Consider the following 15,953-nt stretch of genomic DNA (forward strand, 5'->3'; position numbering starts at 1 on the left):
GCGTCGGTCAGTACGCGCCGCGGCCGTTCAGCACCGCGCCGAAGGTCTTCCAGAGAATGGTGAGGTCGGCGGCGAGGGACCAGTTCTCCACGTAGTAGAGGTCGAGCCGGATGCCGTCCTCCCAGCTCAGGTCGGAGCGGCCACTGACCTGCCACAGGCCGGTCATGCCGGGCTTGACGAGCAGCCGTCGGGCAACGTCGCCGTCGTAGCGGGCCACCTCCGAGGGCAGCGGCGGGCGGGGCCCGACCAGGCTCATCTGGCCCAGCAGCACGTTGACCAGCTGCGGCAACTCGTCCAGTGACCATTTGCGCAGCAGCCGGCCGACGCGGGTCACCCGGGGGTCGTGGCGCATCTTGAACATGAGGCCGTCGGTCTCGTTGCGGGCGGTCAGTTCGGCGAGCAACGCGTCCGCGTTCACCACCATGGTGCGGAACTTGAACACCCCGAACTCCTGCCCGCCCCGGCCGACCCGGACCTGCCGGAACAGCACCGGGCCCCGGCTGTCCAGTTTGATGGCCAGCGCGATGAACGCGATCAGCGGCAGCAGCACCGCCAGCGCCAGCGACGAGACGGACCTGTCGACGAGACCCTTCACCAGCTTGCGGACCCCGCGGAACTCGGGCGCCTCGACGTGGATCAGCGGCAGGCCGGCGACCGGGCGGGTGTGGATGCGCGGGCCGGCGACGTCGGTCAGCGCGGGTGCCACGACCAGGTCGATGCCGGTCCCCTCCAACTGCCAGCCGAGGCGGCGCAGCCGGGTCGCGGTCAGCTCACCGGAGGCGGTCACCGCGACCGTGTCGGCACCGATCGCGGTGGCGGCCTCCGGGATGCCCCGGAACGACCCCACCACCGGCACGTCACCCAGCCGCTGCGCCACCGGCGCGAGCAGCGCGTCCGGGATGCAGGCACCCACCACCTGGTAGCCGGCGTACGGCTCGCGGCGCAGCGTGTGGACCAACTCCAACACGTGGGCGGTGTCGCCGACCACCAGCACCTTGCGGGACCAGCCGGCGCCCAGCGAGCGGGCCCGGTGCAGCCGCTTGCGGGCGGCGAACCGCGCCACCTCCAGCCCGACGGTGCCGACCGCGAAGGAGATTCCCAGGAAGCCCCGGGAGACGCCGACGTCGGCGATGTAGCCGATGATCGCGATCGCGCCGGCCAGGCGCAGGCTGGCGGAGCTGACCCGCCGGTACTCGTCCGCCCCGTAGCCGATCACCCGGTCGTCGTAGCAGCCGAGCGCCTTGAGCGAGATCAGCCAGGCCAGCACCAACCCGGGGGCGACCAGCACGTACGGGATCTCCGAGCCGCTCGGCTCGTCGTCACCGAAACGGGCGACGTACCCGATCAACAGCGCGATGATGAGGATGGTGGTGTCCAGCACCACCAAGACCCGGACGTAGGACCGTTCGTCGGCGCGCGCCACCAACCCGGCGCGTCGACCATCCGGCTCCGCCGACGTGGCGGGGGTCAACAGTGTCGCCACGCTCACCGGCCCTCCCACTCTGTACAGGATGGCCCCGGCCGACGGGTCGGACCGGAGGCGGACCGACTATGCCGGAACAGTCGACATCCTGCCTTGACAACTATGACTGCCGATTGCTTCCGACGTATTGCCGTCACTTTTCTTCAACAACCTGGTGGCCGAAAAGGGGCCCGCCACACCGAATCGACGGTACGGCAGGCCCCTGGACGTCTGAGCGTCGGATCAGCGCGGTGCTGGCGGGCGCCGCGCGATGGCGCTGAGGAAGATGCTGCCGATCTCGCTCGGGTCCTTGGTGACGAAGACGTCGCCACCTGTCACCTTGGTGATCGACTCCAGCTCTGCCTTGCTGACGCCCTCGCCGATACCGATCATGATGACCTGGACCGGCCGCTCCGGGTCGGCGACCTGCTTGAGCTTGGCGAGCAGCTGCTGCTGGTTGAGGCCGTTGTCGTCCTCGTTCTTGCCGTCGGTGAACAGCACGATCGAATTGACCCGGCCGGGCTGCCAGTTCTCCTGCACGGCCTGGTACGCGGCCAGCATGGTGTCGTAGAGGCCGGTGTCACCGCTGGAAGGCTTGACGGTGGCGAGCGCGCCCTCCAACTGGGCCCGCTGGCCGGACAGCGGCCCGATCGGGACCAGCTCCCGGTAGTCCCGGTTGCCGACGAGCCTGGTGGAGAAGGTCCACAGGCCGATCGACCAGGAGTCGTCGAACAGGCCGAGGCCACGGCGGGCCGCGTCGACGGTGACCTCTTCCCGGCTGCGGTTGTTGGCGCTGGGCACCGGATCCTTCATCGAGCCGGAGACGTCGATGACGGCCAGCATCCGACCGGACTGGGTGGCGATCGACCAGCTGGAGACGACCCGCTGGATGGCGGCCGGGTCGAGGCCACCCGCCGCGGTGCCGCCGTTCGCTGGTGCGGTGGGCGCGCCGCCGGACGGGCTCGGAGCACCCTGCGGCGCCTTGAAGCCCTCACCCCAGTTGCCGTCCGGCGCGCGCAGCGACTGCGCGGCGAGCCGGTTACGGAAGGTCGGGCTGGTGAGCAGCTCGAACAGCACCTTGGCGGCCGACGCCTTGCTCGGCTCGATGCCGGGCAGCACCGCGTACGGGTAGTCCAGCGGCATCGGCGCCGGCTCCATGTAGAGCGCGGCGAGCGGCACCGGCGGCTTCTTGCTGTTGTACGCGATCACGTCTTCTTCGGACAGGGCCGCCGCGCCGAGACCACTGGCGATGGACGTCGAGTCGTTGGCCGTGGGGAAGCGGGCCAGCAGGTCGTTGCGGAGCGAGGAGCGCCCGGTGGCCAGTGCGCGGAGCGCGCCGACGGTGTTGCGCTGGGCGTCGCCGCCGGCGCCGTTGGCGGCCGCGGTCAGCGAGAGCAGACCGGACAGGCCCGCCGCGTCGCGGGTCGGCTCGACGATCCCGGTCCGCAGCGGCGCGCTGGTGTTGTTGACCTGCTTGAGCAGGTCGGTCCAGTTGAACTTCTTGTCCGGCCAGCCCAGCCGCGTGGCGATCGGCTCAGGCATCGCGACGACGATCGGGCTGCGCGCGATGGACTGACCGTTTGTCGGCGCGAACGCTGTCGCGTCCTTCTTCAACCGCAGCAGCCAGGTCGAGGAGTCGGGCACCCAGACGTCAGGGCTGACGGCGGTGCCACTGGCCTGCCCCACGCCGGCCAACACAGCGCCGTGCTTGGCCGCCACCACTGCCGCCACGTCGACCGGGTCGGACGCGGACACGTCGACGCGGATGCAGGTCGGGCCTACCGCGGCGCCATCCTTGACCCACTGGGACGCGGCGGCGTCCACCGCCGGCGCGAGTTCGGATGCGACCGCCACGGCGAGTCGGATCTCCCCCGAGCAGCTGGGCTGGACCAACTCCTGGTAGCCGAACCACGCGCCCGTCGTCACGACGAGCACCCCCGCCGTTGCGGCGGCGGCGGCTAGGTGGAGTTTCGAACGCATGCGATGGCGGCCTGCTGACACGGTGACCATCTTGCGTACTAGGTGCCGTCTCTGCCACATCCGTTCGGACTAAAGTTACGGAGGAGAAACAGTTGACCACTTTTTCGCGACACAGAGTGACGCAGCAGCCCCGTGGCGTTGCCGAATCAGTGCCGCACTCACGTCTCTAAATCATCGTTCAGGCCAGCACGCATGTCGGGCTCGGCACCGGCACCGGCTCGCCGACCGCCTCCGGGACGCCCGTGTCGGCGTCGCGCCGGAACACCCGCACCATGTCCGCCCGCTCGTCGGCGACATAGAGGTGCTCACCGATGAGGGCGAAGTGGCGAGGCCACTCGCCGCCGGTGTCCACTTCGGCCACCAGCTCAGGCAACTCCCCGGCAAGTGTGAAGACCGCCACGGTCCCCACCCCACGGTTGGCGACGTAGAGGAACCGGCCGTCCGGGGTGACAGTGACCTCCGACGGTTGGACGTGACCGGCCCGCTCGCTCGCCTCGACCCGCCCGCGCTGGTGCAACGCGCCGTCGTCGGTCAGCTCGTAGGCGGTGACCGAGGCGTCCAGCTCACCGACGAGGTAGCAGCGCCGTCCGTCCGGGTGCCGGGCCAGGTGCCGGGGGCCGGTGCCGGGCTTGGTACGCATCCGGGGCGCCCGCGGCACCAGTCGTCCGGTCGCCTCGTCCAGGTCGTACCGGTAGACCGAGTCGGTGCCGAGATCCACGCCGAAGATCGGCCCCCGGCCCGCCCCCGGCGAGACCATGTGGGCGTGGGCGTGGTCCTGGCGCTCCGGGTCGGGGCCGTGCCCCTCGTGCACCACCAGGTCGGTGCGCTCGCCGGGCACGCCCTGCGGGTCGAGCGGAAAGACCGCGATGCTGCCACTGCCGTAGTTGGCCGCCAGCAGGTGCCCGCCGCCAGGCAGCACCGCCAGGTGGCAGGGCTCCGCGCCGCCGGTCGACCGGCTGCCGAGCGGGTCCAGCGCGCCGTCCGCCCCGACCTGCCAGGCGCTGATCTCGCCGTCGGTCAGCTCGTTGACCGCGTAGAGCACCGGCTGGGTGGGGTGCCGCGCCAGGAACGAGGGGGACGGGGTGACCGCCACGGTGCCGAGCGGCGTCAGCGCCCCGGTCGTCGGGTCGCGACGCGCGGCGACGATGCCGCTGCCCCGCCCGCCACTCTGCGCGGTGTAACCCCCGATGTGGACGACCTCACCCTGACCGCTCACGCCCCACTCCTCCGCCGGCATCCTCCGTTGATCCAACCAGAGGCTGCCCGCGTTGCCCGCCCGTTAACCCGCTTTCCGGCCGGGATCTCAGGCCGCCGGCACCGGCTCACCGCGCTGTCGGGCGACGTGCTCCACCAGAGAGATCAACACCATCTTTCCGGACTGCCGGTCCCGGGCGTCGCAGAGCACCATCGGCACGTCCGGGTCCAGGTCGAGGGCCCGGCGTACGGTCTCCAGGTTGAACCGGCGGGAGTCGTCGAAACAGTTGACGCCCACCACGAACGGGATGCCGCGCTGCTCGAAGTAGTCGATGGAGGGGAAGCAGTCGGCCAACCGCCGGGTGTCGGCGAGCACCACCGCGCCGAGCGCGCCGAAGGCCAGCTCGTCCCAGAGGAACCAGAACCGGTCCTGACCCGGCGTGCCGAAAAGGTAGACCTGAAGGTCGTCGTTGATGGTGATCCGGCCGAAGTCCATCGCCACTGTGGTGGTGGACTTGCCCTCCACGCCGGAGAGGTCGTCGGTGCCGATCCCGGCGCCGGTGAGCACCTCCTCGGTCTGCAACGGACGGACCTCGCTCAGGGCGCTCACCAAGGTCGTCTTGCCAGCCCCGAAGCCTCCCGCGATGAGGATCTTCAGTGCCAGCGGGATGGTGGTGCTGGTGCCCACCTGGTCATAGCGCACGGAGTCCACTGACCACCGCCTTGAGGATGTCGTCGTCGGGAAGGATGCCGGCGGCCGGCGGTTCGTGCACCGCTACCAGGCCCTCGGCGAGGAGATCACCGAGCAGTACCCGGACCACGCCGACCGCGAGGTCCAGCTCGGCTGCCAGTTCGGCCACGGACACCGGCCGGTGGGCAGATGCGACCAGCCGTCGGTGCTCCGGCAGCAGATGCGAATGGCGTGTCACATCGACATCCGAACCGGCCAACACGAACGCGACCAGGTTGAAATTGTCGACGGCGGAGCGTACCCGGCCCCCGGTGAGCGTGTAGGGGCGCATCACCGGGCCAGCGTCACCATCCAGCCACTCGTGCTGCGGCCCGGGCGGCTCAGTCCGCATCTCCGGCACCCGCTGCCGATCGGGCCGGCGCGGCCAGGCTCTCCCCCACCCGGATCACCAGCATCGCCATCTCGTACGCGACCAGCCCGATGTCCGCGTCGGCGTCGCTCACCACGGCCAGGCAGGCGCCCTGCCCGGCGGCGGTGACGAAGAGGTACGCCGCCTCCATCTCCACAACTGTCTGTCGGACCGGGCCGCCGTCCACGTGTCGGCTGGCGCCTCGGGCCAGGCTGGAGAAGCCGGCAGCGAGCGCGCAGAGGTGCTCGGCGTCGGAGCGCTCCAGCTCGGCCGAACAGCCGAGCAGCAGGCCGTCGGCGGAGAGCACCACCGCCTCGCGGGCGGCTGGTACCCGTTGCACCAGCTCGTCGAGCAACCAGTCGAGGCCGGCGCTCTGCTTCGTCGAATGCCGCACTAGGCGTCCCTCTCAGTCGCGGTCGGGGGTTCGGGGGTCGTCGGCGGGTCGGTGGGGGCCGCCGGGGCCGCCGGACCGGTTGGCGCCGTCGGGGTGATGGCGGTGGCGCGTCCGCGCGCCGTGCCGGCCTGGAGCGCCGCCATCACCTGGCGGACCTCCTCCGGCGAGCGGGGCGACGGCGTGTCGGTGACTGTCGACCGGGGCTGGGCGGCGGGCGTACGACGACGCACCCGACGGGGCAGGCCATCCAGCTCATCGTCCGGCTCGTCGGGGGTTGCCGCCCCCTCGTCGCGCCCGTTGGCGGGCGGGATGGTCGAAGTCGGCGCTCCGGTGGGCGGGGCGGGTGGGGCTGTGCTGGCGGACGGAGCCGTCGGCGGGCGGGTACGAGGGCGGGTCACTGTGCCCCGGCGCGCCGTCCGAGCCAGCCGTCGGCTCGGGTCGGCCGACGCGGCACCGAGCGTGGCGGGGTCGGGGCCGGCCGGCGGCTCGGTGGTGACCAGGTCGCCGGGGACCAGCACCACGGCGGTCACGCCACCCTCCCCGGAGGGACGCAACCGCACCCGCACGCCGTGCCGGGCCGCCAGCCGGGCCACCACGAACAGGCCGAGTCGGGCGCTCTGCGCCGGATCGAACTCGGGCGAGCTGGCCAGCCGGGTGTTGGCGGTCTCCAGCGCCGCGTCGGACATGCCCAGCCCCTGATCGGTGATCTCCAGGGCGTACCCGTTGGCCACCTGCGCCCCGGTGACGGTGACCCGGGTGTCCGGCGGGGAGAAGGCTGTGGCGTTCTCGACCAGCTCGGCGAGCAGGTGGATGATGTCGCCGACCGCCCGCCCCAGCACGCCGGCCGGCTGCATGGCCTTGACGTCCACCCGTTCGTACGCCTCGACCTCGGAGATCGCGCCGCGGATGAGGTCGACCATCGCGACCGGGTTCCGCCAACCCCGGCCGGGCGCGGAGCCGGCGAGGATGACCAGATCCTCGGCGTGCCGACGCAGTCGGGTGGCCAGGTGGTCGACCTGGAACAGTTCGGCCAGTTCGTCCGGGTCCTCGCTACGCCGCTCCATCCGGTCCAGCAGGTGCAGCTGACGGTGCACCAGGCTCTGGCTTCGCCGGGCGATGTTGAGGAAGACCTCGTTGAGCCCGCGACGCAGGGTGACCTCGTCCACAGCGGCCTGGACGGCCGTGCGCTGCACCTCGGTGAAGGCGCGCCCGACCTCGCCGATCTCGTCGTTGCCGTACTCCAGCGGCGGCGCCTCCCGGGCGACGTCGACCTGCTCGCCACGGCGCAGCCGGGCGACCACGTCGGGCAGCCGGTGCTCGGCCAGCTCCAGCGCGGCGGTGCGGACGCCACTGAGCCGCCGGACCAGGGTGCGGCCGACCCGCAGCGCCACCAGCACCGAGACCACCACTGCGACGAGCCCGAGCACGCCGGCGGCGGCCAGCCGCACCAGGATGCGGACCGCCATCGGCACCGAACGGTCGGTGAGCGCGTCGGCCTCGGACAGTTCGAAGTCCCGCAACTGCTGCTGCACCGCGTCCTGGCTGGCCTGCCAGGCCGCCGCGTCGACGGTCGGCCGGCCGGACCGGTTGGGTACGACCAGCGCGTCCTGCATGCTGCGCAGCCGGGTGAACGCCTCGCCCTCGGTCAACAGTTGGTACGCGACCCTGCTGCTCTCGGGCAGGTCGGCCACGGCGCTCTCGGTGAGCCACCGTTGGTTGCCGATGGCCTGTACGAGCTGGGTGTGCTCCCCCTCGGCGAACCGTCCGGCGGTCAGCGCGCCGGCCAGCAGCGCGTCGCTCTGGCCGAGCAGTTCCCGGGAGCGACCCAGTGCGGTGAGCGCCAGTGCCTGCCGGTTGATGTCCGGGTCGGTCAGTGTCGCCATGCCGGCGAACGCCTGGAAGGCCGCCGCGACCATGCCGCTGTACAGGCCGATCGCGCCGGCCCGGTCCACCTTGCGGTCGTCGATGAACTTTCGTCCGCTGGGCAGCGCCGCCAGGGCGTTGACCAGCTGGTCGACCCGGGTTTCCAGCAGTTCGTCCGCAGCGTCGCGCAGCGGCTCCCCGTCCACCCGGCGGCGCAGCTCGGCGACCGCCCGGTCGGTGCGCCCGCGCTGCTCGGCGAGGGCGGGCAGCTCGGTGGTGCCGGCGAGCTGCACCACCGAGAGTCGGCGTTCCCGTTGCAGCTCGGTGACCACTGTCTCGCCGGGGCGACCCAGGTCGTACAACAGGGTGCGGGCGGAGAGCAGGTTCAGGGCGGGACCGAAGGTCAGCGTGGTCGCGAAGATCCACAGCGCCAGCAGCGCGGTCACCGGCGCGACGACCAACGCGGTCAGCTTCGAGCGGATCGGCCAGTCGCGGGTTTTCATCAGACCTCGCCCGTACAGGGTGGCAGGAAGGGTGCCGGCACCGCCGGGCACCGCGCCTGCCGGCTGCGCACCCGGCCGCGTCGCCGGGCACCGGCGCGGGCGCCTTGGGCAGGATACGTAATCGGAGGCTGTTTCACTACCGCCCGTGTCGCCACCCACCCAAGCGCCTCTTCTGGGATGAATCAGGTCTTGGCCGGTGAGTAGTTGCGGCCCTCGTCAGGAAAGTGTCTCGGATCGGGATTGGCGATCACTGCGCGGAGGGAATAGCAGATGACGAAGGAGGAGCCCATGTCGCCCACGCAGATAGTCGTCATCGTGCTCGTCGTGCTGGTGATCGTCGCGGTGCTGGCCGTTGCCGCCCGCTCGCTCAACAACCGCCGGGCCCTGCGCAACCGGTTCGGGCCGGAGTACGACCGGGTGGTGGCGGAACAGGACAGCCGGTCCGCCGCCGAGCGCGAACTGCGCGACCGGGAACGCCGGCATGCCGAGCTCACGCTCACCCCACTCAGCCCGGAGTCCCGGGCCCGGTACGCCGCCGCCTGGGAGGAACTCCAGGTCCGCTTCATCGACTCCCCCGGCGAGACCGTGGGCGACGCAGACGAACTGGTCACCCGGCTCATCGAGGAGCAGGGCTACCCGACCGGTGACTTCTCCGACCAGATCGCCCACCTCTCCGTCGAGCACGCCCGCACGTTGACCAACTACCGGGACGCGCACGAGATCCACCTGCGCAACTCCCGGGGCGAGGCCAACACCGAGGAGCTGCGGCAGGCGGTCGTGCACTACCGCGCACTCTTCGCCGACCTGCTGGGCGAAGAGCCGGTCGGCCACCACACGCCCGAACAGCGCCACCACCCGGACCACGACTCCACGAGCCGCTGAGGAGGCCACCGATGCGCCAGGAAGAGCAGCAGGTGAGCAACGACCACCCCGAGGCCGTCCGGTCCGCGCCCGTGCCGGTACCCCCGGCCGACGACCGGGCCGGCCGTTCCGACGTCCCGGAGGACGCCCTCGACGACCGGGGCACCTTCGACGACCAGACCGCCGTCCACGAGCGGGCCGACGACATCGACCGGGACGCCGCGTACGACACGGCCGATGACGACCTGACCGACGACACCGACCCGCGCCACCGGCGCGACGACCGGTCCAGCGACGAGGGCGGTTTCCACGAGCCGGGGCCGCTGCCGACGACGTTCGGCGCCACCACTGTGGCCGACGCGGTGGCCGCCTCCGCGCTGGCCAGCCCGCACCCGCAGGACCAGCCGGACCCCCGGGCCGAGCGGACCGCCCAGCCGGGCGACGGCGCCGAGGACGGCGAGCGGGAGGGTCTGCGCGCCGACCCCACCGCCGAGCTGCACCGTCGCGACACGGACGTCGACGACAGCGCGGACTTCGACGACAGCACCGACGCGGACACCTCCGCGCGGACCGTGGTCCCGCCGGGGAGTACGGACGGCGACCCCGAGCGGCGCGGCGATCTGACCGGCGACCGGGATGCCGCCGCGGCGGGCGCAGCCGGCTACGGCAGCGCGACACCGGAGATGGTCGACCCCGACGCGGACGGCGAACCGGTCCCCGGCGACGACACCAGCCCCACGCTGGAGTCCGCCGGAACGGCCCGGTCCGCCGGGTCGACAGTCGCGGCCGAGCCGGCCACGCTCCTCGACACTGACACCGCGCAGGGCTTCCGGGACCGCTGGCGGGACGTGCAGCTGCGTTTCGTCGACGACCCGCAGGCTGCTGCCGGTGAGGCGCAGTCACTGGTGGAGGAGGCCATCCAGGCCCTCTCCTCGGCGCTGGCCGCTCAGAAGAGCACGCTGGGCGGGTGGCAGGACGCCGGCTCGGCCGACACCGAGCAACTGCGGATGGCGGTCCGCAACTACCGGGACTTCCTGGACCGCGTACTCGGTCGCTGAGTCACCCGAACACCACCTGGCGCCCCGGCCGCTTCGGCCGGGGCGCCATCTTGCGTGCCGACAGTCGCCAAGCCCGCCAGACCGCCCGACAGGGCCCGAACACGACGGTGCCGACCTCCGGGAGTGAAACCGCGCAGACGGGGTAGTAGGGCGCGCGCGCACCAACCAGCGCGGACGTCGGGACGAGGGGTGACGGGATGGACGGCGACGGTCTTCGGCTCAACATGAACGGCCTGGACTACCTGATCCTGGCGCTGTACTTCGTCACCGTCCTGGGGGTCGGCTTCGCCGCGCGCCGGGCCATCCGGACCAGCGTCGACTTCTTCCTCTCCGGCCGCTCCCTGCCGGCCTGGGTGACCGGTCTCGCCTTCGTCTCAGCGAACCTGGGCGCGCTGGAGATCATCGGAATGGCCGCCAACGGGGCCCAGTACGGCGTGATGACGGTCCACTACTACTGGATCGGCGCGGTCCCGGCGATGGTCTTCTTGGGCATCGTGATGATGCCCTTCTACTACGGCTCCAAGGTCCGCAGCGTGCCGGAGTACCTGCGGCTGCGGTTCAACCGCCCCACCCACCTGCTGAACGCGATCAGCTTCGCCGTCGCCCAGGTGCTGATCGCCGGCGTGAACCTGTACGCGCTGGCCCTCGTCATGCAGGCGCTGCTCGGCTGGCCGCTCTGGACGGCGATCGTGGTCGGCGCGGCGATCGTGCTGGCTTACATCACCATCGGTGGCCTGTCCGGGGCGATCTACAACGAGGTGCTCCAGTTCTTCGTCATCCTGGCCGGCCTCATCCCGGTCACCGTGATCGGCCTGGTCAAGGTCGGCGGGTGGAACGGCCTGATGGACGCGGTCGGCGATACCAAGCTCGGCGAGGCCGGCCTGCACGCCTGGCAGGACACCGGCAGTACCGCCAACCCGCTGGGCGCGCACTGGATCGGCATCGTCTTCGGCCTCGGTTTCGTGCTGTCGTTCGGTTACTGGACGACGAACTTCGCCGAGGTGCAGCGGGCCCTCTCGGCGAAGAACATGAGCGCCGCCCGGCGTACGCCGATCATCGCCGCGTACCCGAAGCTGTTCATCCCCCTGGTCACTGTCATCCCCGGCCTGGTGGCCCTGGTCACTGTGAAGGGCCTCGGCGCGGAGAGCGGCGACCTGCAGTACAACAACGCCATCCCGCTGCTGATGCGCGACCTGCTCCCCAACGGCGTGCTCGGGGTGGCGGTCACCGGCCTGCTCGCCTCGTTCATGGCCGGCATGGCGGCCAACGTGAGCGGCTTCAACACCGTCTTCACCTACGACATCTGGCAGGCGTACATCCGCCGGGACCGGTCGGACGAGCACTATCTGCGGGTCGGCCGGTGGGCGACTGTCGCCGCGGTGGTGATCGGGATCGGCACCGCGTTCATCGCGGCCGGGTTCAGCAACATCATGAACTACATCCAGGCGCTCTTCTCCGTCTTCAACGCGCCGCTGTTCGCCACCTTCATCATCGGCATGTTCTGGAAGCGGATGAGCGCCCTGGCCGGCTTCTGGTCGCTGCTGCTGGGCACCCTGGTGTCGCTGAGCCTCTACCTGCTCTACAAGGGCGGTGTGGTCGATTTCAACTCGGACCTGGAGGAGAGCTTCTGGGGTGCTGGTCTGGCGTTCGTCACGGCGGTGGTGGTCGCCGTGATCGTCACGCCGCTCACCGCACCCAAGCGCGACGAGGAACTGCGCGGGTTGGTGTACGGCATGGGCGGCGTCGACCTGAAGGGTGACGTACTCGCCGGGGACGCCGCCTGGTACCGCTCCCCGGTGCTGCTCGGTCTGATCGCGGTCGCGCTGGCCGCCCTCTTCTACATCCCGGTCTTCTAAGGAAAGGGGTCGGCAGATGAGCAACGATGGCCAGCCGGCACAGGACCCACTGATCGACGAGGCGCAGGCGGAGCAGCGTCGTTCCGCGGCGGCCCGGCTGTTCGACATCCGCCGGGTGATCGGTGGCCTCTTCGTCGCGTACGGGGTCATCGTGACGCTGATCGGCATCTTCGACAGCCGGGCCGAGATCGACAAGGCCGAGGGCGTACGGATCAACCTGTGGGCGGGGCTGGCGATGCTCGTGTTCGGTCTGCTCATGCTGCTCTGGCAGTGGCTGCGCCCAGCGGAAGCGCCGGACCCGAACGAGCGTCAGCCCGACGCCTGACCCGCCTGACCGCACGGCACGAGCACGGCCCGGCTCACCCGCCGGGCCGTGCGGCATGAGCGCGGCACGAAGGGGTACGTGGGGGAAATCAGGCACCGTGTCGGACACAGGAGGCAGCACCATGACCGATCGCGATCGCCAACCGCCGCTGGAGGACAGCCCCGAGGTGGCCTCGGCGGTGGACGATGACGCCACCGTGCCGCAACTGCGGACCGGAGGTGGCCCGGACCGGGACACACCGGGCTTCGCCGAGCCCCGCAGCCGACCGGACGACCTGGCGCCGGACACCGACGAGCTGATCGGCGACCCGTACGCCGCCGGCACCGGCGCGACCGGAACGGGCACCGGCGCTGGCGGGGACAACATCCGTACCGGGGGCGAACAGCCCTGGGAGCCGGAGGACCTGGTGATGGCCCGCGGGCAGGACCTGACCCCGGAGAACCTGGAGAAGGCCCGCCGGGACCTGGCCGAGCAGGGCCGGGCGGCCATCGAACGCACAGTGCCCTGATCGACTCACGCCCAAGGGGGGTCCCCGGCCCGACCTGTGACGGTCGAGCCGGGGACCCGGGGGGAACCTGCTGCCAACAGTGCCTCACCAACCACTGGCAGCGGGTTGGTGCGTGAGCTACCCGATCAGAGCGCCGGGTAGGCGTTGCGCATGAGCTCCTGGAACTGGGCGGAGAACCAGGCACCGGAGATCGGTGCGTTGGCAAGCGCCCCGGACGGGTTGTTGCCGTTGCGGGCGTTGCCGCCGTACGTCGGGTCGCACATCCGGTCGAAGCCCTTGCCCTCGTTGTTCGGGATCTCCTTGCTGGAGCCGTCCGACTCACCCGGCGGCTTCACCCAGACGTAGGCGTCGATGCCCGTCGCCGGGGTGGCCCGGGGCCGCTCACCGAGACCGGCACCAGCCTGGTTGCACCAGTTGCCGAGGTGGGCCCGACGGTCGATGCGACCCCCGTTGACGTACGTGTCGACGCTGGTCGTGGCGCCCGGACCGGTGGGCCGGGCGGAGCCGCCCCAGCCGTTACGGGAGGTGTCGATCAGCATGCCGATGTTGGAGTTGAAGCCGACCGAGACCAGCTGGTTGCGGAACGCCTGGGCGAACGACAGCTCGTCGACGTAGAAGTTCCAGTCGACCCACTTGGACTGCCGCACCGTCTGGCCGTTCACGTTGTCGGTGACCTTGAAGTACGGCTCCTGCAGCGCCGAGTAGTTCGCGGTGTTGGTGATGAATCCGTGCACGTTGTTGACAGTGCTGCCGGAGGCGACCGCGGCGGTCTTCAGGATGTTGGAGGTCGGGACGAAGTTGGAGTCCCAGCCGAGCCAGCCGTGGTGGCCGGCGTCGATGTAGTTGTAGACGTTGCCGATCGCGCCCAGCTTGGCGAGGGCGTAGCCGACACCGTTGACGTAGGCGCCGTTGGCCTTGACCGTGTCGCACATGACAGTGCCGCCGGCCTGATCGGAGGTGTTGGTGACCAGGTTCGGCAGCGAGTCGATCTCGATGATGTTGACGATCCGCAGGCTGCTGTACTTCGACTGGCCCTGGATGGCGGCGATCGGGTCGATGTACTGGGCCTTGTACTTCGGCAGCTCGTCCGGGCCCAGCTCACCGTTGGAGGCGAGCGCCGAGCAGTCCCGGCCGGGCAGGTTGTAGATCACGAACTGGATGTAGCCGGCACCCTGGCGCAGCGCCTCGTCCAGGTGCTCCTTCACGCCGAAGGCGCCGTTGGAGCTGCTGTCCGGCGTGCCGTTGATCGCGGCGATCCGGTCCAGCCAGACGGCGGTGGGGTTGTTGGAGACGCGGCTTCCGCCGGCCTCGGCGTCCGCCTTGGCCTTCCACTCCGGGTTCACGTAGCCGCGCACCCCGGCGTACGGGTTGTCGACCTTGGTGCCGGGCGGGTTGGTGGGCGGATCCGTCGGCGGGTCGGTCGGCGGGTCCGTCGGCGGGTCGGTCGGCGGGGTGGTCGGCGGGGTGGTGCCGCCGTTGCAGACCACGCCGTTCAGGGTGAACGAGGTGGGCTTCGGGTTGCTGCCGCTCCACGCGCCGTTGAAGCCGATGCTCGTCGACGCGCCGGTGGCCAGGGTGCCGTTGTAGGACAGGCTCCGGGCGGTGACCTGGCTGCCGGACTGGGTGAACGTGGCCGACCAGCCCTGCTGCACCCGCTGGCTGGAGTTGGCGAAGGTCCAGCCCAGCGTCCAGCCGTTCAGCGGATCGCCGACGTTCTTGATGGTGACGCTCGCGGTGAAACCGCCGGGCCAGTCGTTGCTCGTGTACGCGATGTCGCACTGCGTCGCGGCCTGCGCCGCGGTGACCGGAATCGTTACGAGCCCACCGGCGACCAAGGCGCCCGCGCCGACGAGCGCGAGGGCCCGGCGTGGGCCGGTTAGCCTTCTCCACACATTCATGCCACTGATCTCCTTGGGCGAGACCGGGCCAACGTACGGCCCGGCGGGACGGCCCGATGGGCGTCCTGCACGGACGGCCGTCGGCACCACGGGATTCTTTGGGGGGCGCCCGACCCGGACGGGCGATGGTGGTGGTGGTGCCCGGCCGATGCGTCGGCCGGTCGATCGGCGGCGGGTGCGTCGCCCGGTGAAACCGGGTGCCCTCGACTCCCCTGCCTGCACGGTGTGGCTCTCTGAACCGCGTTCGCCGATTCTTACATGGGAGCGCTTCCATGGCAATGGCTCGATGTGTTGCCGGAGCCGTTTCGGACGATACCTCCGACTGCGCCCGACCGGCACGCGCCGCTCGGACCCACCGCTACCGGATGAGCGGGGCAGGCCGGGCACGGGAAGCCTGGAACACCGTGGCACACCCACAGGGCCCCGGGACGCCTGACACGACGCTCAGCGCAGCGAAAGCCGCGTACCACCCCTTCACCTCTTACTTGGATCAAAGGTAAAACGCGAATCTTTCACTTCATAAGTCATGAAACGGTCTAACGTCGGTCTTAGCTCGGTTGTCGCCGAGCTCAGGACAACAGGGATGGAGTGACGCAGGTCATGGCTAAGAAGATGCTCGGGAAGGTCGTTGCGGGCGCCGCGCTCGGCGGCGCGTCGCTCCTGGTGTTCGCACCGGGGATCGCGTTCGCCGACGGCCACGACGACGGCAAGGTCTACGCCAAGCCGCACGTTGTCAAGGCTGGCGACGAGGTCAAGCTCCTCGAGATCTGCCCGGATCGGCAGGAGCACGCGTACGTGTGGTCCAAGGTCACCGGCAAGGTCAAGCTCAAGCCGGCGCATGAAGACCGGGGCGAGGACCGCGAGTGGAGCGAGGAGGAGAACTCCTCCGACCACGACAACGGCAAGGACGAGAACGGCAAGGACCACGAGGGCAAGGACGACAAGGGCAAG

The 15,953-nt window shown here is 70.7% G+C and carries 13 protein-coding genes and 1 pseudogene; 6 read left to right on the forward strand and 8 right to left on the reverse strand.

The window, feature by feature from the left end; translation table 11 throughout:
- Window positions 1-7: 7 nt before the first annotated feature.
- From NIE79_RS09580 to NIE79_RS09610, 7 genes are all read right to left on the reverse strand, one after another.
- Window positions 8-1,489 carry a sugar transferase gene (locus NIE79_RS09580; RefSeq protein WP_372471434.1) on the reverse strand — a complete coding sequence of 494 codons (1,482 nt, stop codon included), beginning with the start codon at window positions 1,487-1,489 and terminating at the stop codon, window positions 8-10.
- A 216-nt stretch (window positions 1,490-1,705) separates the two neighbouring features.
- The gene (locus tag NIE79_RS09585; RefSeq protein ID WP_238678191.1) at window positions 1,706-3,463 is read right to left on the reverse strand and encodes a substrate-binding domain-containing protein; all 1,758 of its coding nucleotides are present in this window, start codon (window positions 3,461-3,463) and stop codon (window positions 1,706-1,708) included.
- 157 nt (window positions 3,464-3,620) lie between these two features.
- Window positions 3,621-4,658, reverse strand: a complete 1,038-nt coding sequence (locus NIE79_RS09590) for a lactonase family protein (protein ID WP_238678192.1) — start codon at window positions 4,656-4,658, stop codon at window positions 3,621-3,623.
- Between the two features lie 87 nt (window positions 4,659-4,745).
- On the reverse strand, window positions 4,746-5,348 hold the full coding sequence (locus tag NIE79_RS09595) for a GTP-binding protein (RefSeq protein ID WP_238678193.1): 603 nt from the start codon (window positions 5,346-5,348) through the stop codon (window positions 4,746-4,748).
- The gene (locus NIE79_RS09600) at window positions 5,329-5,718 is read right to left on the reverse strand and encodes a DUF742 domain-containing protein (protein WP_238678194.1); all 390 of its coding nucleotides are present in this window, start codon (window positions 5,716-5,718) and stop codon (window positions 5,329-5,331) included. The genes NIE79_RS09595 and NIE79_RS09600 overlap by 20 nt, the downstream gene beginning before the upstream one ends.
- Window positions 5,708-6,130, reverse strand: a complete 423-nt coding sequence (locus tag NIE79_RS09605; protein ID WP_112584065.1) for a roadblock/LC7 domain-containing protein — start codon at window positions 6,128-6,130, stop codon at window positions 5,708-5,710. Before NIE79_RS09605 ends, NIE79_RS09600 begins: the two co-directional genes overlap by 11 nt.
- On the reverse strand, window positions 6,130-8,496 hold the full coding sequence (locus NIE79_RS09610) for a sensor histidine kinase (protein ID WP_238678195.1): 2,367 nt from the start codon (window positions 8,494-8,496) through the stop codon (window positions 6,130-6,132). Before NIE79_RS09610 ends, NIE79_RS09605 begins: the two co-directional genes overlap by 1 nt.
- 288 nt (window positions 8,497-8,784) lie before the next feature.
- On the opposite strand from NIE79_RS09610, the gene NIE79_RS09615 reads away from it, so the two are divergent.
- The 5 genes from NIE79_RS09615 (at window position 8,785) to NIE79_RS09635 (ending at window position 13,104) form a co-directional block, all read left to right on the forward strand.
- Window positions 8,785-9,378, forward strand: coding sequence for a hypothetical protein (locus tag NIE79_RS09615; RefSeq protein WP_238678213.1), 594 nt, complete (start codon window positions 8,785-8,787; stop codon window positions 9,376-9,378).
- Window positions 9,379-9,389: 11 nt separating this feature from the next.
- Window positions 9,390-10,415, forward strand: a complete 1,026-nt coding sequence (locus tag NIE79_RS09620; protein ID WP_238678196.1) for a hypothetical protein — start codon at window positions 9,390-9,392, stop codon at window positions 10,413-10,415.
- Between the two features lie 197 nt (window positions 10,416-10,612).
- Window positions 10,613-12,271, forward strand: coding sequence for a sodium:solute symporter family protein (locus NIE79_RS09625; protein WP_238678197.1), 1,659 nt, complete (start codon window positions 10,613-10,615; stop codon window positions 12,269-12,271).
- A gap of 16 nt (window positions 12,272-12,287) precedes the next feature.
- Window positions 12,288-12,596 (forward strand): hypothetical protein, encoded by a 309-nt coding sequence (locus NIE79_RS09630; RefSeq protein WP_238678198.1) that lies wholly within the window; start codon window positions 12,288-12,290, stop codon window positions 12,594-12,596.
- A 121-nt stretch (window positions 12,597-12,717) separates the two neighbouring features.
- Window positions 12,718-13,104, forward strand: coding sequence for a hypothetical protein (locus tag NIE79_RS09635; RefSeq protein WP_091405768.1), 387 nt, complete (start codon window positions 12,718-12,720; stop codon window positions 13,102-13,104).
- Window positions 13,105-13,229: 125 nt separating this feature from the next.
- Here NIE79_RS09635 and NIE79_RS09640 read toward each other — a convergent pair whose 3' ends face one another.
- Window positions 13,230-15,002 carry a glycoside hydrolase family 6 protein gene (locus tag NIE79_RS09640; RefSeq protein WP_238678199.1) on the reverse strand — a complete coding sequence of 591 codons (1,773 nt, stop codon included), beginning with the start codon at window positions 15,000-15,002 and terminating at the stop codon, window positions 13,230-13,232.
- A 600-nt stretch (window positions 15,003-15,602) separates the two neighbouring features.
- On the opposite strand from NIE79_RS09640, the pseudogene NIE79_RS09645 reads away from it, so the two are divergent.
- A pseudogene (locus tag NIE79_RS09645) lies at window positions 15,603-15,953 on the forward strand (hypothetical protein); the annotation flags it as partial.

The organism is Micromonospora trifolii (assembly GCF_022229005.1).
GTDB classification, from domain to species: domain Bacteria; phylum Actinomycetota; class Actinomycetes; order Mycobacteriales; family Micromonosporaceae; genus Micromonospora; species Micromonospora trifolii.

Coding starts and splice junctions, on each gene's coding strand:
- NIE79_RS09630 (WP_238678198.1), top strand. CDS start 12,288: ATGAGCAACGATGGCCAGCCGGCACAGGACCCACTGATCGACGAGGCG.
- NIE79_RS09635 (WP_091405768.1), top strand. CDS start 12,718: ATGACCGATCGCGATCGCCAACCGCCGCTGGAGGACAGCCCCGAGGTG.
- NIE79_RS09625 (WP_238678197.1), top strand. CDS start 10,613: ATGGACGGCGACGGTCTTCGGCTCAACATGAACGGCCTGGACTACCTG.
- NIE79_RS09600 (WP_238678194.1), bottom strand. CDS start 5,718: ATGCGGACTGAGCCGCCCGGGCCGCAGCACGAGTGGCTGGATGGTGAC.
- NIE79_RS09615 (WP_238678213.1), top strand. CDS start 8,785: ATGTCGCCCACGCAGATAGTCGTCATCGTGCTCGTCGTGCTGGTGATC.
- NIE79_RS09610 (WP_238678195.1), bottom strand. CDS start 8,496: ATGAAAACCCGCGACTGGCCGATCCGCTCGAAGCTGACCGCGTTGGTC.
- NIE79_RS09640 (WP_238678199.1), bottom strand. CDS start 15,002: ATGAATGTGTGGAGAAGGCTAACCGGCCCACGCCGGGCCCTCGCGCTC.
- NIE79_RS09620 (WP_238678196.1), top strand. CDS start 9,390: ATGCGCCAGGAAGAGCAGCAGGTGAGCAACGACCACCCCGAGGCCGTC.